Source organism: Ruegeria sp. HKCCD3925, from assembly GCF_057221175.1.
The window spans coordinates 462,053-477,048 of the sequence record NZ_JBWVBI010000002.1; the positions used below are offsets into that span (position 1 = coordinate 462,053).

13 protein-coding genes are annotated in these 14,996 nt (G+C 51.8%); 5 read left to right on the forward strand and 8 right to left on the reverse strand.

Translation table 11 applies throughout. From position 1 onward, the window contains the following. Nucleotides 1–164 precede the first annotated feature (164 nt). The 5 genes from AC2TEM_RS06890 to AC2TEM_RS06910 form a co-directional block, all read right to left on the reverse strand. Nucleotides 165–1,151, reverse strand: a complete 987-nt coding sequence (locus AC2TEM_RS06890; protein WP_170423026.1) for a zinc-dependent alcohol dehydrogenase family protein — start codon at nt 1,149–1,151, stop codon at nt 165–167. Between the two features lie 82 nt (nt 1,152–1,233). Then, entirely contained in the window at nt 1,234–2,079 is an 846-nt protein-coding gene (locus AC2TEM_RS06895; protein WP_170394211.1) for an enoyl-CoA hydratase/isomerase family protein, read from the reverse strand. Nucleotides 2,080–2,170: 91 nt separating this feature from the next. Continuing rightward, a complete protein-coding gene (locus AC2TEM_RS06900) occupies nt 2,171–2,959 on the reverse strand; it encodes an SDR family NAD(P)-dependent oxidoreductase (RefSeq protein WP_170423028.1) in 789 nt (262 codons plus the stop codon). A gap of 12 nt (nt 2,960–2,971) precedes the next feature. Next, nucleotides 2,972–3,937 (reverse strand): LLM class oxidoreductase, encoded by a 966-nt coding sequence (locus AC2TEM_RS06905; protein ID WP_170423030.1) that lies wholly within the window; start codon nt 3,935–3,937, stop codon nt 2,972–2,974. 13 nt (nt 3,938–3,950) lie between these two features. Next, nucleotides 3,951–4,727: a CmcJ/NvfI family oxidoreductase gene (locus AC2TEM_RS06910; protein WP_170423032.1), complete on the reverse strand. Its 777-nt coding sequence runs from the start codon at nt 4,725–4,727 to the stop codon at nt 3,951–3,953. A 107-nt stretch (nt 4,728–4,834) separates the two neighbouring features. Between AC2TEM_RS06910 and AC2TEM_RS06915 the strand changes: the two genes are divergently transcribed. Beyond that, the gene (locus AC2TEM_RS06915) at nt 4,835–5,746 is read left to right on the forward strand and encodes a LysR family transcriptional regulator (RefSeq protein ID WP_170423034.1); all 912 of its coding nucleotides are present in this window, start codon (nt 4,835–4,837) and stop codon (nt 5,744–5,746) included. A gap of 287 nt (nt 5,747–6,033) precedes the next feature. Here the strand turns inward: AC2TEM_RS06915 and AC2TEM_RS06920 are convergent, their stop codons facing one another. Next, entirely contained in the window at nt 6,034–6,918 is an 885-nt protein-coding gene (locus AC2TEM_RS06920) for a LysR family transcriptional regulator (protein WP_170423036.1), read from the reverse strand. Between the two features lie 95 nt (nt 6,919–7,013). Here AC2TEM_RS06920 and acdA point away from each other — a divergent pair, with 95 nt between their 5' ends. From acdA to AC2TEM_RS06935, 3 genes are all read left to right on the forward strand, one after another. After that, nucleotides 7,014–8,231, forward strand: coding sequence for a 3-sulfinopropanoyl-CoA desulfinase (acdA, locus tag AC2TEM_RS06925; protein ID WP_170423038.1), 1,218 nt, complete (start codon nt 7,014–7,016; stop codon nt 8,229–8,231). 341 nt (nt 8,232–8,572) lie between these two features. After that, complete coding sequence (locus tag AC2TEM_RS06930; RefSeq protein ID WP_170394225.1) at nt 8,573–8,926, forward strand: hypothetical protein; 354 nt, start codon at nt 8,573–8,575, stop codon at nt 8,924–8,926. 593 nt (nt 8,927–9,519) lie between these two features. Continuing rightward, nucleotides 9,520–12,150: a tetratricopeptide repeat protein gene (locus AC2TEM_RS06935; RefSeq protein WP_480856052.1), complete on the forward strand. Its 2,631-nt coding sequence runs from the start codon at nt 9,520–9,522 to the stop codon at nt 12,148–12,150. A gap of 4 nt (nt 12,151–12,154) precedes the next feature. Here the strand turns inward: AC2TEM_RS06935 and AC2TEM_RS06940 are convergent, their stop codons facing one another. Together AC2TEM_RS06940 and AC2TEM_RS06945 are read right to left on the reverse strand one after the other, a co-directional pair. Then, nucleotides 12,155–12,874: a WbqC family protein gene (locus tag AC2TEM_RS06940; RefSeq protein ID WP_170608951.1), complete on the reverse strand. Its 720-nt coding sequence runs from the start codon at nt 12,872–12,874 to the stop codon at nt 12,155–12,157. Nucleotides 12,875–12,879: 5 nt separating this feature from the next. After that, nucleotides 12,880–13,482, reverse strand: a complete 603-nt coding sequence (locus AC2TEM_RS06945; RefSeq protein WP_170423044.1) for a class I SAM-dependent methyltransferase — start codon at nt 13,480–13,482, stop codon at nt 12,880–12,882. 489 nt (nt 13,483–13,971) lie between these two features. On the opposite strand from AC2TEM_RS06945, the gene pseB reads away from it, so the two are divergent. Beyond that, nucleotides 13,972–14,985: a UDP-N-acetylglucosamine 4,6-dehydratase (inverting) gene (gene pseB / locus AC2TEM_RS06950; RefSeq protein WP_170423046.1), complete on the forward strand. Its 1,014-nt coding sequence runs from the start codon at nt 13,972–13,974 to the stop codon at nt 14,983–14,985. The last annotated feature ends 11 nt before the right edge of the window (nt 14,986–14,996 follow it).

Here is a 14,996-nt window from a genome sequence, read left to right on the forward strand (position 1 = left end):
GGATCCATGTGCTGCGTCAGCTCCGACCAGTGCTTTGAGTTCATAGCAATCTGAGCTGCAACTTGCATTCAGCTTGGCTGAGTACTGATGGTCGATATCAATATCAGGCCCTACTGGAATGGTGCACAATTATATCTCTGCGCACCAATCCCGGCCGGTTCCGTTCACAGCTCTACAACAACTTTTCCGACCGCCGCTCCGTTTGTCAGGTGCTCATAGGCTGCATCGACATTGGTCCACCCAAACCTCTGTTCGTCAACAATTGGTTTGAGTTGGCCCGCGTCCGCCATTTCCGCCAGAGTTTTCAGGATGTCACCATGGGATTGACGCCCGACATCATGCATCATCGGGATCAGCATGAAGACGACGTGCAGAGACAGACCTTTGAAATGCACAGGTGTCAGATCAATCTCGACCATCGCGACGGTTGAGGCGACTTGGCCATTGAGCTTGGCCGCTTCGAACGAGTTCGTCATGTTAGGCCCACCCACGCTATCAAACACCACATCGAAGCCCACGCCATCAGTGTGTTCGGCCACGTAGTCCTCGACCTTTTGGGTTGTGAAATCCAACGGGCGCGCACCGAGATCCTCGATGAGGGCTAACTGATCCGCTCCGCGACCTGTTGCCGAAACGGTTGCGCCAAAGTGGCGCGCAACTTGAACGGCAACATGACCAACGCCACCGGCACCGCCTTGAACCAGAACGGTCTGCCCTTCGCCGACACCGGCGCGGGTCAATCCTTCGTAGGCGGTGATGCCTACGAGAGGCAGCGCCGCGGCCTCTCGCATGCTCAGCGTCTTGGGTTTGTGTGCAATCAGGCGGGCATCCGCATTGATGTACTCGGCAAGCGAACCAGGGAGGTCCATCAAACCACCGGCGCAGCCATACACCTCATCGCCTATGGAAAAACCTATAACACCTTCGCCAACGGCTGTGATTGTGCCAGCAAAATCCATGCCAAGGACCGCGGGCAAATTGGGGGACAGAGGTAGATCCGCGCCCATGCTTCGGATCATTGTATCGACGGTATTGACGCTGGCCGCGGCCACTTTGACGACTACATGCCCAGACGTTGCGACCGGGTCAGGCATTTCTACAAGCTCGAACGGTGCATCGGGTCCGTAGGCGTTCAGAACCATTGCTTTCATTGGGATATTCCTTTTTTAACGAAGTGTCAGGCGCGGCTTTGAACAGCGCACGCCTGACGTGATCATTGTGTTGGAGGACGGATCAGTTGATATCCTGAACCTGCATAACCAGATCGCCCCACTTGCGCTGGTTTTCGATGTCGTGTTCCAGACCCTGTTCATCCGCGATGGTGAACCGTTTGACCGCCGGGGTTTTGCTTGTGGCCTGATACAGCCAATAGGCTTCGGCCTTCAGCGCTTCATCAATGGGTTTGTCGATGGATTCATAGACCATCTGCTTGCAGGCATTGATCGACTCTGCCGGGAATTTTGCGATCCGCTCGGCCAGAGCCGTCACATACGGGCCAATCTCATCTGGCTCCAAAGCCTTGTTTATGGTGCCCAGACGTTCTGCATCATCCGCATCGTAGTCTTGTGCGCTCAGGATGATCTCAAGCGCTTTTCCAAGGCCGGTTTGACGTGCCATGCGCGAAGCACCGCCGCCGCAAGGCAGGATGCCCATTCCAACTTCCATCTGCATGAACTTGTACTTACCCCGCGCCGCAAATCGCATGTCGAGCGCCAACGCCAACTCGTGTCCGCCACCACGTGCGAACCCTTCCAGCTTTGCGATGGTGGCTTGTGGCACCTTGCTGATCCGCTCGCAGACCGATTGAAGGTCCAAAAGCTGTGCGTCCTCGCGGGATACGGCCTCAGTCGACATATCCTTGAGCAGCTCGGTATCGTAGTGGCAGACCCAGATTTCCGGGTTGGCGGATTGAAAGATCACGACCTTGGTTTCGCGGTCTCGCTCTAGCCGCATGGCCAGACTGTTGAGGTCGGCCAGCATTTCCTGGCCTTGCACGTTTACGGTGCCAAAGTTGAATGTGACTGTTGCGATGCCGTTTTCAACAGCAACGTCAAAGGTTTGAAAGTTCTCATATTTCATCAGACAGTCCTTTCTTGGGCCTCGACGCGGCACGCGCGAGGGGTAAGGGAGGTTAAAGTTGGAAGCGCGTATGGCTTTAGCGCAGCGCGGGTCAGTTGGTCTGGTTAATCAAACCTTTGATTGTGTTCATGACGTCGGCGACGTGAGTTTTGTCCAGTGCTGCGGCATGTGGATTCGCGAAGGCACCGCTGTCATTGTCAAAATAGGCACCTGACGCATCAGCGAACCGATCACCCAATGCCGCATCAATCAGGATATCAGCGCCGATGTTCATATCGTTCCCGGCTAAGCCGAATCCTTCTTTCACCATCTTTGAGGCCAACAGCGATCCGGGATTTACCGCGACCATGACGGGTGCATCGGACAGAGATTTGGCCCATTCCCGGGTCCAGATGGTGATCGCCAGCTTGCTTTGCGCATAAGCCTCCATATCAGCCAGCGGGACACTACCCTCCAGTGCATTTATATTCACCGGGGCCTGCGCTGCCGATGACAGGTTCACGACGCGCCCGGCGGCGGGAATGATCGGCATCAGCAATTCTGTGAGCAGATAGGGTGCGAGTGTGTTGACGACAAAGCGGATGTCCTGCCCATTCGCAAGCACGGTTTGCGGAGCTTTCAGCACACCTGCATTGTTGATCAACACGTCCAGTTTGTCATGTTTGGCCTTTACGCTCTCAGCCAGTTCTCGCACTGCGGACAGATCGCTCAGATCAGCGCTATAAGTTTCGACATCGCCGCCGACTTCGGAGGCCGCGCTGTCCAATTTGGAGGTACTGCGTCCATGCAGAAGTACTTTGTGTCCATCGGCGGCCAGCTTCTTTGCCGTGAGCAAACCAATGCCGTCGGTTGAACCTGTAATGAGTATAGTCTTGGTCATTGATCTGATCCTTTAGGAAAAGTCGGGCAGTACGGTATCTGCCAAGTGTTCGAGGGTCGTATCGATGGGCGCTTGATTGAACCGTAGGTTCAGTGCAACGTGATTGACCCCAAGCGTTTCTATTTCACGTAGATAGCTACGCAGGAAATCGGTGCCAGACTGAAACCCAAGATGGATCGGGCGCGGTGGTGCGGCGTGATCGGCAACGACATCGATATACAGGGATTGCATGACAGGCTTGTCTGGCTGGCCCGCTTCCTTACCGCGCCTCCGATAGTCCGCAATAGCCTGCCTTTGGGCAGTCGCATTGCGCGGATAGGTCATCCAACCATCGCCGTTCTGCGCCACCCAATCGGGGGATTGCTGGCTACCACCCGTAATAATCATCGGCAGGCGGGTCCCATGCGGCTTTGGCAGCAGGTCAATCCCGCCAGACAGCGTACCCTGTGCACTTTCACGCTCGGGATAGTCCAATCCAACGGCGCGGATATAGTCAAAGCTGTCGCGGAAACGTGCCCCGCGGTCATCATAGCTCTGGTTCATAGCCGGATACTCCTCAGGCCGGTCCCCGGAGGCTACACCCAAGAGCAACCGTCCGCCCGAGAGCACATCCGCGCTCGCCGCCGCCTTGGCTACATGAGCGGGGTGACGCAATGGCAGGATCACGCTCGCGGTTCCAAGGGCAATTCGGTCCGTAACCGCAGCAAGCGCACCCAGATAGACAAATGGATCGAAAATCTGTCCTGCATCACCAAAGCTTGGAACGTTGAATGGCACGTCGCGCAGCCAAAGTGATGCAAACCCGAGGTTCTCCGCTTTCCGAGCCGCTTCCAGATGATCCCGAAGCGTCGGCTCTGCACCGACTGCATATGCTTCGAGCGGCAACACAAGGCCAACGCTCAGCCGTCCCGGTCGAAATACCCGGTTATAGGCCACGTTGATTTGGGCAAAATCAGCAGGCTGCATTTTATCCAACATGTCCGGCTCTCCTTTAATAGCGCACCAATGTGCGGCTCTCGATGCTTTTGCGAATGGTGTTGACGTTTGAATCTTCGACCATATCAAGCGCACTATGCGCGATCGACGGAGCACCTCGATTGTCATAGATGTTGAAGATCGCGACCTCATCCGGCGTCATCTTCGACTGATAAATCCACTCATGCCTGGGGTTTCCTACCAGCCCCATTATTTGCCCATTGCGGTCGGGATAGATCAGGTCCAGCAAAATCCAATCAGACGGTTCAACTGATGACGGGCGAACAAAGCCCAGGGGTGCTGAGTTGATAGGATGATCCACAGGGCGCCACACATTAACAAAAGCATAGTGACCGCGCGCCCACTCGGCTGCGGCCTCGGCACCCAAAAGATCGACAAGCCGCTGTTCGGCTCCTTCCTTGCTATAGTCACTGTGGACGTTGCGCGCGGGTTTGCGCGTCGCTCCTGGGTCATCTATCCGAACCGTGTGATCAAAAACCACAACCTCGCGCGCACCTAACTTGTTCGAGAGCATTGCCGTTAGTTCCGCATCGTATGTCGGTTTCCAGACCTCGCCGGTAAAATCTTGTACCTGCGTTTCCAGCAGCGCGAACTCAACAACATCAGACGCAAATGTAACTGTGTTGCTCGTGGTGCGGGCATCTGTCAATGCAACAGCCGTGCTGGCCAGTTCGGGCGAAATCAAATTACCAGCAATCCCGCCTGCATCTAGTTCAAAGGCTTGCCGCCAGGGCTTGTGAACGTGGTAGTTGACTGTGGCTGTCCGCGTCATCTGCGTCTCCTTCCCATGCCGAGTTGCATCCATGAAGGGGATTTAACGCTAATCTATTTGCGTATAAACTGCCCATTCATGGATTGATAATTCGGGTTTACGATATAATGGGGCTTGATACAGACGCGCTGAGATTGTTTGTAGCGGCGGCAGAAAGGCTGAACATCAGTGCGGCGGGGCGCGCTTTGGGCATGGCTCCAGCTGTCTCGAGCGCAAAGCTTGCCAAGTTGGAGCAAAGCCTGGGTTCCGAACTGTTACATCGCACAACGCGCAAGGTGTCGCTGTCTGTTGAAGGTGCCGATTTCCTGCCCTTCGCCCGAGAGATTATTGCGCAGGAAGAGGCGGCACTTACGGCGTTGGGCAAACAAACAGCGACCATCCGCGGTACATTGCGCTTCGCTGCACCCAGCACCTTTGCTCAGCTCTACATTGCACCAATCCTGCCGAAATTTCTTCAACAGCACCCCGATCTGACGCTCGATTTGCGCCTGTCGGATGTGCAGTTCGATCTTATCGAGGGGAGTTACGACCTTGCACTAAGAAATGCGCCGCTTGTCGACACCAGCCTGAAAGGCCGAAAATTGGCTGATGACCGACGCATACTGTGCGCTGCGCCGCACTATCTTGACACATACGGCACACCCAAAACACCTGCCGATCTGAAAAGCCACCACCTGATCGCTTTCCAAAATCGCCAATTGCGCACGCTAACGGGTAAGGCAGGTGAGAAAACCGCATTTGACCCAGCGATGGCTAAGGGTCAATTGATCATAGACGACGGCCAAAGCCAGGTCTGCGCCACTCTGGCCGGCGCCGGAATATCCCTAAACGCACTATGGAGCGTGTATGATCACCTGAAATCGGGCCGGTTGTTGCAAATTCTGCCAGACTTTGAGGCTACGGAAGACAATGTTCTATGGCTTATCTATCCCAAGTCCAACGTATTATCTCCCAAAGTTCGGGTATTCATGGATTTTCTGATCGCAGAGATTGGCTCAAATCCACCTTGGGAATCATGATCCCAATATTGGTCAAGCGCGCCTTAAGACATCACGGCGCCAGTTTGGAGAAATGCACGAGGCGGACACGCCTTTTACAATTGCAATAGCCTGATCTGTTCCGCGAATTATGAGTTCCCGTGAATGCGGCCATCGCTCCCGTAGCGAGTGGCTAGTTAGACAGGCTGCATCGCAGCATCTAAACGGTTTATCCAAGGCCGGTTCCGGTCGTTCTTGCGTGAACCCAAAAGAGGGTTTCAAGACCTTAGTCGATCAAGCCGAAGCCGCGAGTGCAGGAAAGGTGTTTCTTATTCGCCCGCAGCGACGGCCTCGCCTGTCGAGAATAGCGCGGCAAGCATCGCCTCACTTCCAGCCAGCGCGCCCTTGCGCACGGTCGCAAGAACAAGTTTCCGAGCCGACGATTGTGGGAGACAAATACTTTTGACGTCGTCAGACCGATACCGCAAAACATCGGGGACAGGCAGAAGCGTAAATCCCAAGCCTGCCGAAACACATTCCATAATCGCTTCAAGGTTATCAAGGACAATGGTTTCGGAACCCTTTGGTCTTTTGTGCTTAAGCATCTCTCCAGCAATGAGTTTTCCGATCCCGGTGTCGGGCATAAAGTGAAAGAAGGGCTGTGCATTCAATAAACCCGCGAGGCCGTCTTTCAGCAATTTCTCATGGGCTGCAAAGGCAAAGGGTTCCTCTCGAAGCACCTTTTCCGCAAGCGTGTCTGGAACACCTTCTGCATCTGTAAGAAGGGCGGCATCAAGCTGACCGCTTACAACCTTTTCTTGTAGAACCTTGGACAGGCCGGTTTCGAATGAGAAGGTCGCTTGCGGTGTTTGACGTTTTGCGTTGTTCAGGAAGTTCGGCAGCAAGCGAACGGCAGCAGTTGTGACAAATCCTATTCGGAAATGCCCGACAAGCGTGTCCGTCGGGCGACAGATTTTGAGAAGGCTGTCTTCGTGCTGCAGGAGCGGGATCGATGCCTCGACGACGCTCCGGCCGATTGGCGTAAGTCGCGGTGGTCGTACGGTGCGGTCAAAGAGGTCGACGCCAAGCTCCACCTCAAGCGCCTTCATCTGCATTGAAAGTGCAGACAATGTCATGTTTTGCTGCTCGGCCGCTTTCGCAAAGGAGCCGACATTCGAGACCCGTATGAGGGTTCTGAGAGAACGTGTCTGCATAAGTTAAAGTATACTGGATTAGATATCCAATTTTATTCGATTGTGTTGTATTACTGCAAGCGTATTCTGTTAAAAAACAGAGACGAGGGATACGCATGCCGCATCCGCTTGTGAACGTTGCGAAAGAACTGGCCCCAGAATTTGAGAAACGTGCCGCAGATTGGGACAGATCGCGCAGGTATTGCTGGCAGAATGTTGGCGAATTGGCCGATGCTGGCATCATGGGTATGACCATTCCCAAGAAATATGGTGGGCAGGGCGCGAGTTTTCTGGATGTCACCATGGTGGTGGAAGAGATCGCAAAAGCCTGCACCCTGACCGCCCGCATCGTTGTCGAGGGCAACATGGGCGGCATCAGTGCGGTCATGGGGTACGGCAATGATGAGCAGAAGGCTTTTTGTGCTCAGCATGTCCTGGCAGGAGATAAGCCTGCGATCTGCATAACCGAACCTGACTCGGGAAGTGCCGCGACCGAAATGCAGACTACCGCGCGGAAACAGGGTCGCACATACATCCTCAACGGGTCCAAGCATTGGATCACTGGTGGAGGGGTCTCGAAGCTGTACCTGATCTTTGCCCGCGTGCTCGATGAGGCAGGCGTCGATCAGGGGATTGGCGGTTTCATTCTGTTTGCCGATCCGATGTCAGGTGATACGCCCAAGGGGTTCACCGTGGTGGGTCGCGAATACACGATGGGCCTTTGCGGTATGCCCGAAGCAGAATTGCGGTTCGAAAATGTCGAGATCAACGAGAAATGGCTGGTCAAACCGCCTTCAGGATTGAAGCGTGGCTTTGCCGACCTGATGAACGCTTACAATTCGCAACGCGTCGGTGCGGGAGCAGTTGCTATGGGTGTTGCGGCAGGGGCACTTGAACATGCAAAACGCTACCTCGTTCAACGTGAACAGTTCGGGCGCCCGCTTGCAGAATTCCAGGGGCTTCAATGGATGCTGGCCGATATGGACACGAAAGTTCATGCAGCCAGGTTGCTGCTCCATGAAGCGGCACGATCGCGTGGCCCAAACGGTAGTCAGTATCCCGATATGACCATGGCCGCCCGCGCCAAGCTTTTTGCGTCCGAGATGGCTATTGAGGTGGTCAGCGATGCGCTGCAGATGTTCGGCGCGCGCGGCTACAGCGATCGTGAACCTCTGGAGCGGATGTATCGCGATGTGCGCATGTTCACTATCGGCGGCGGGACCGCACAGATTCTCCGGACCCAAATCGCCGGAAATATTCTAGGCATTAAAACACCACAGACGCGGGACGGATATACGCGCCTTGCCGACATGGAGCGTTACGCGGCTGAATAGAAGACCCTATAAAAATTGAAAAAGGACTTTCGGGCCGCCGACTTCCTTGTGCCGCAGCCCTACGCGGCTGCGTGCCGTCACGCCTTCGGCATGCTCGGCCGATGGTTTTTTCGCGCTAATCTAGTTGCCTATTTAGCCAACTTAGCTGCGCAAGAAAGGCGCTGCATTCATGCGCCAGAGAAGTTTGCGACCGAGCCAGCGAAACAAATGCAATTTTACGCTGCGTAAAATGGCTGGGCTATTTTTCGACAATCGTAAACTTCCTAAATGAGATTTGCCTAGGCAGGCAAGTTTAGCGCGTACGCCAAGCAATTACTTCGATTCCCGAAAGGAAAGCTGCGATGAAAAAGTTCATTTTTGTTGCTCTCATCAGTCTTACCGCATGCACTCAGTACCCGATGCAGAAGCCACTGATGGTTGACGGAACCAGGAATGCGACCTTCTACACAGATGAGGCTGAATGCCGATTGATGGCCGCGAGTTTCAATCCTGGGCAGCGTAAAATGGATGCTACGTTCGGCGCTATTGATGGCGCGGTCACTGGTTGGGTTGTTGGCGAGAAGGAAGATGTCATCGGAGGTGCGATCGCAGGTGGCATAGTCGGATCTGTGCGCGGCCAGTACAATGACGAAATGGCGCGGCGTCATGTGCTTGTGAACTGCATGCAGGTGCGTGGTCACGGAGTGGTGGGCTAGTAATGGCTGCAGATTACTTAGTGGTTTATCGAAAGGGGCCTTGGCTGTGACTCAGAAAAGGGTCCGAACAGAGTTCGTAATTTGGGGCAAACTCTGACCAGAGAAGGAGTGCTCTAATGCCGAATAAACGTTTTAGTTGTAACAGATAAAGAAACCGGCCTGATTGGGTGGGTGAACTGTGTCGCGCAGATCTTCCGAAGACGCGTCTCGATTGCCTTGCATTTTGGCGCATCGAATTGACATATTCCACCCAGAAGCGCGCTTCTTTCAGGCTACAGGTGATCAACTTCCGCATGTTTAGCACCGATGAGCAAAGTGTTTTGAAATGCCGAAACTACGTAAAAGGCCGTCCCAAAAATGCGCCAATCCAGAACACGACACCGATGGTGTGGGCGAACGATATGTCCGGTGTGCAATGGTCTTTCTGTTCGTCGTCACAACAATCGTTATCAACTGGCTTTGAAACCTGAACCTAACTGTTTTAATGAAGTTTGCGGCTGAACCGTCGAGCCTCAGAAATGTCATTGAAACGAATGCACCGAGACAATATAGAAATGCCGCAAACTTGAACTTGTTCTCCATAAACATTTAGAATGCGCGAAATTACGAACTGGATAGGGTTTTGCATGCGTTTGTTGAATCGATTCTTCAAAAATAAATCTGCTGCAAAAGCGCCTAAAAATGGTGTATTCACCATCTCGAAGGTTGGCGCCACGCACTTTCCGGACGCAGAACTAGACGATGACACCGCATTCGTGGTCAGTGCGGCACTTACGGAACTCACACTTGATGATCGCACCAAGAAAAAGTTGCGTAAACTTCTTCTTACGTTGGCCACCAATCAGCACAGCGGCTTTTTTGCCATTAGACCGCATGAAATCGGTGACGCCGAAGCGACAGAATGGCTGCTGCGCGCAGCGATCAATTGCTTGCCACAAGATTCCGGCCTATTGAGCCAACTAATAGCTCGCCTAACGACGAGCGGAAAAGTTGAAATTTGCACCAATGTTTTGAATAACTATCTAAGGTTCAACCCAGACGCGGCTACGGTCGTCGTCGAGAAATTGCATTTAGATGCAAATGCGAACAAACGCGAACATATCGAAGCTGATCTTTTGCGCGTCTCTGACCGATTGCTTGACAGCCCGCAATTGGCACAGAGGGCAATTGCGCTCCTGCAATCGATAGGAGAGAGCTCAATGCGCCTTCAGCTTTGCCGGAACGCTGCAGATAAATATCCTAACCAACCCCGCTTTCTCCTTGGTCAAGCAATATGTCTGGCAGAATTAAACCAGACACAAGCCTGCGACCGAATTTTTGAAGACATTTGCAACAGGTTTCGCGGCACACCAGAAATTGTCGCTGTCGCTCGGCAATTTATGCGTCGCGATCAGTACGAGACAGCCATCACATTACTCTCCGAGCACATAGGCTATGCGCCTCAAGCGCTGAAGATCCTATTCGTAGCCGCCCAAATTGAAGCATATGTGTCCGACGACAATATTGCGGCTGCAGAAGCTGTCGTTGCAAACAGAGTGCCCACCGACGAAGACGCGCAAGGTATCTGGCAGATCGCCCTCATATATCGGTCTCAAGGAGATGACAAAAAAGCGCTTCGCCACTTGAAGCAATTCGAGAAGTTGCTCGATGGAAAAAAGATGCCTTCTGCCGCTGAATTGCTGCGGCTCCAGCTTGAATGTTCAGATCAAACATCGAATGTGATCGAGGCAGTCCCAGTTTCGTCGCCTCTGAAAGGCGTTTGCGTGATGATTTCACAGAATTTGACTAATTCTCTGATTTGGCAGGGCCTTACCATAGCAGAGTTACGTAAAGAAGGGTATGCGAGCATCGTTCTAGAAGAAAATAATTTGCGCGCAATGCCAACTGGCGACCCCGACATTGACCGATTCCACGGCTGCATTTGCAGATCTCAGGTTCGATTTAAAGGCGAGCCAACGGGACCGGCAAAGCTGCGCAACAGATGGAAAATAGATCTAGACGCGGAAATTATAGAAGTGAACGGATTGAATTTATTCCAGCCGATCCGAGAGCGCGTCTCCACCATTCAGCGTAGATACTCCGTCGATTTCCAGGATGTGCGAGCGCAAGAAGTGATCGAAGAAATGATTCAAAAAGCGGATGTCGCGGTGTCTGTCTTCGAAGACCTACGTGCGACCCTTGAACCCAAAGGTTTGCGGGTGCTTTTTCTCGGAGTCATGTCGCACTACGTACCGAGCGCTGTTTATAAAAAAATGTGCGCGATGACTTCGGAAACCGCAAACTTCGCCTATGTAGCATTTTTGGTCGCCTATCAGCACTATTATACGGTGATGGGCAACACGCATAGCACAGCTCTATCAGTAAAGAATCTGACTAAGACAAAAGTCCGTATGCCCCACAAACCTACCCGCCAGGAATTCCTTGACTGGATTGAAGGGTTAGATGACCCGGAAACACATATCGAACGTGCAAAGCAGTTGACGACTGCGGACAGAGGTCGCATTCAAGAAAGCATGGAACGATCGGAAGCGCTTGAGAAAATAATTTCCCATCGCGCGAACGGCGGTAGTGTTGTGTGTTTATTTGGGAAGCTGACCTACGACATTGGGGCTGACCGCGAAGGTGGACCTGGGCACAAGGACATGGCTGATTGGGTGCACCACTCTGTTGAGGCAGTTCGCGGCAAAGACGATGTCCTGTTACTGATTAAGCCACACCCCAATGAGCTTCGTCGGGAATTGAATCGCCCTGTGGAGTTCTTCTTTGATCTTTTGCCAGAGTCTCTTCCATCAAATGTTATGCGTTTGGATCATAGATGGTTCAACAACAATGATCTGATTCCGCTAACTGATCTTGGTACGATCTGGCACGGCACCGCGATACTGGAATTGATGCTAATGAAAGTACCAATTCTGGCCTGTTCTTGGACCGGAATGAACGACAACCCAATCAAACCGCTCGCGCCCAAGAGCCGAGAAGATTATGCAATGTCTCTGTCCAGCCCGAAGCAGTTCAAAGTTACCGATGAGGATGCTTTACATGCAGCCCTCACGATCGCCTATATGGGTAGTGATGAATTGATGATCCCATATGAATATGCGCACATGCCATTCCTACGTGGAGTGAAGGGCGACAAGCCCACGCATTGGTTTCCTGAGAAACTGGAACAGTACTTGAAAGAGGGTGACCCGAATATCGAGAAATTGGCGAAACGATTGATCTGAAATTTCAATCTATGGCTAAGCTGTCAGGATCGGACAATAAGATGTCTGTAGCGCCGGGTCCGCAATTAAACAACAGATCGACAATACTAAGATGTGGAATAAATGGATCTCCGTTCTGTCGATATAGCGGGTGTCGGTAGTCATGAAATACCACCTCGATGCCAGCTTCTCTGAATGCATGCAAATCAAGGTAATCGCGCCCGAATGGGCCAGAGATATACATATCAGCACTGCACTTCTTGCAGATCTCAAGAACTAGATCAGCTTTGCGCGCACGTGTTTTCAGTTGATGCGAATAAATGAGATTTGGCTTCAGATCTAGTATGTCCAGTAGATGGTCCGTAATCGGGTTTATATAATCGACCAGATTTGGCGATTTTTGTTCGAGCAGAGCGAAGAGACCTTTTGAGAAATCTTTATAATATGGTGTCTTAGAATAGTTCGCCTGGAGCGAGGAAATATGCTTTCGCTGCCAGTTTATCCTATCGGATACTAGTATATCGTGAATGGGCGTTTCCTGCTTTATGCCCTTGGTCTGGATCGGAATCGTAAGCCAGGAAGCACCAGAGTTAGTGCGCACCCTGTTTCGGTTAGTAAACTGAGTCTTCGTGTTTTTGTCGATTGCGACATGGTCAAGAATGACAACTGTGTCAGATTTTGCAATCCGATCAAAAAATCCCAGCCAAGGTAAGTATGCAGGCTGCATTATTGAGACTGTAGTCATAACGCTTATCGATACAAATAGACTGTGAAATCAGCCGGGTGATAGTCATGCCTGAGAACGACTTTCCTTGATAACTTCTGGCAGTCAGTTAAGCAGCGCGCTGGATTGGCATAGAATTCATCCGGTTCTTTGCTGTCAGCCAAATCGCTCAAAGTGTTAAAGCATACACCTTTACGTGCCAACGCATACATATCCGCCACAGTTTTGTTCATTGTTATATGGCATCCCTGAACATCAAAACAGAAGATGCCGCTTGCAAAGACATAGTCAAATTGTTCACATTCAGAAAACATGCTCAGGTCACCATGATAAATTGTCGACAAACCCGTGTTTTCCCGAGCACGCTTGACCATTTCCAGCGTTATGTCACAGCCATAATAGTCATGCTCGAAATCGTTATCGGTCAACCAATTGTGGAACGCACCCAATCCGCAACCGACATCCAGAATTCGCGCGCCTCTCAATTGGGCAATCTGACTCATGACCTCAAAGCGTCGCATTTGCGATCCGTGGGACCCCCAACCTACAGCGCGAAAGCCGTCTTGCTCTGACACTACCATCGACGTGAATCGTTCGGATACCAATTGCCTGTCTGTCTTCGCGTTCATGGGTTTACTCATTTTCGGCCTCACTGCAGTAGCGTATCGCATCGCAGACTAGCAAGGTAAATACAATCTAACCCTTTGATCACTTGTTAATCACCCGCGGTCGGTTCATGATCTTCCTTTGCTCAATCCAAGAGATAGTTTCTGCCGTTAAGAAATCAGTTGCCATGCTCGGAATGTCCTGCACAACCGCTATCAAGCGAAGGGAGTTACCATGGAAGCTTAGAAACAGCCAATTCACTTAGCGCATGGCGTGTTATGCCCGCTTAACTGTCTAGGATTAAGTACCGGCGCGAGTATCTCACCTGGCTAGCTGACTTAGAATGCAGAATCGTATCGACGATATTCGATTGACGGTTCAATACCCCGCCAGAACGAACGTTTCATTCCCTATTGAACCTCTGGACAGTACATTGCTTCTTCGGTACGCAAGCCTTGGTTCGAGCCACACTTTTGGCCTACGGCCACGACACTTCAAACAAGGTTATGAAAATGACAGACGCTCGCTTCCCACCCATGGATCTGACCGGAAAATGCGTGCTTGTAACAGGGGGGACGGGTTCGTTTGGAAAGCGATTTGTCAGACGTTTGGTGGAAGAGGATCAAGCCACCCGAATAGTTGTTTATTCTCGTTGCGAACAGCGGCAATATCAGATGGCGAATACTCCAGAGTTTCGTGATTGCGCCAAACTCAGATTCATGATCGGCGATATACGAGACCTTCATCGGCTCGAAATGGCCACCCGTGGTGTAGACATAATAATTCACGCTAGCGCGATAAAGCATGTCCCTATTGCAGAATACAACCCAATGGAATGCGTGAAGACAAATATCGACGGTGCGCAAAATGTCGTCGATGTCGCGATCCGTAATGGAATCGAGAAGGTTGTCGCTTTGTCTACAGACAAGGCTTGCTCGCCAGTGAATCTTTACGGTGCGACTAAATTGGCCAGTGATAAAATCATGGTCGCTGCAAACAACCTGAGTGGCACCGCGAGAACACGCTTTTCTGTTGTCCGCTACGGAAATGTCGCGAACTCCAATGGTTCGGTTTTGCCACTTTTTCAAAAACTGATCGCAGACGGGTCAGATCATTTGCCGATCACTGATGATCGCATGACCAGATTCTGGATAACATTGGATCAAGGTGTCGACTTCGTTATGACTTGCTTGCAGGCCATGCGGGGCGGTGAGATCTTTATTCCGAAAATCCCAAGTATGCGCATTGTTGACCTTGCAAAAGCGATGGCACCTGAACTTCCACATAAAATCATCGGAATTCGTCCCGGTGAAAAGCTTCATGAGGCCATGATAACGGTAGACGACGCGCGCATGGTTTATGATATGGGGGATAGATACGCAATCGAACCACCATTTACATGGTGGGATAGGGAATCTTACTCGTCGCTTGGATACGAAACTGTGCAACCAGATTTTAGCTATACTAGTGATAAAAATGACCAGTGGCTCACGAATGAAGAACTGCTCAAAATGGTGCGTGGCTGAGCATATAGGAT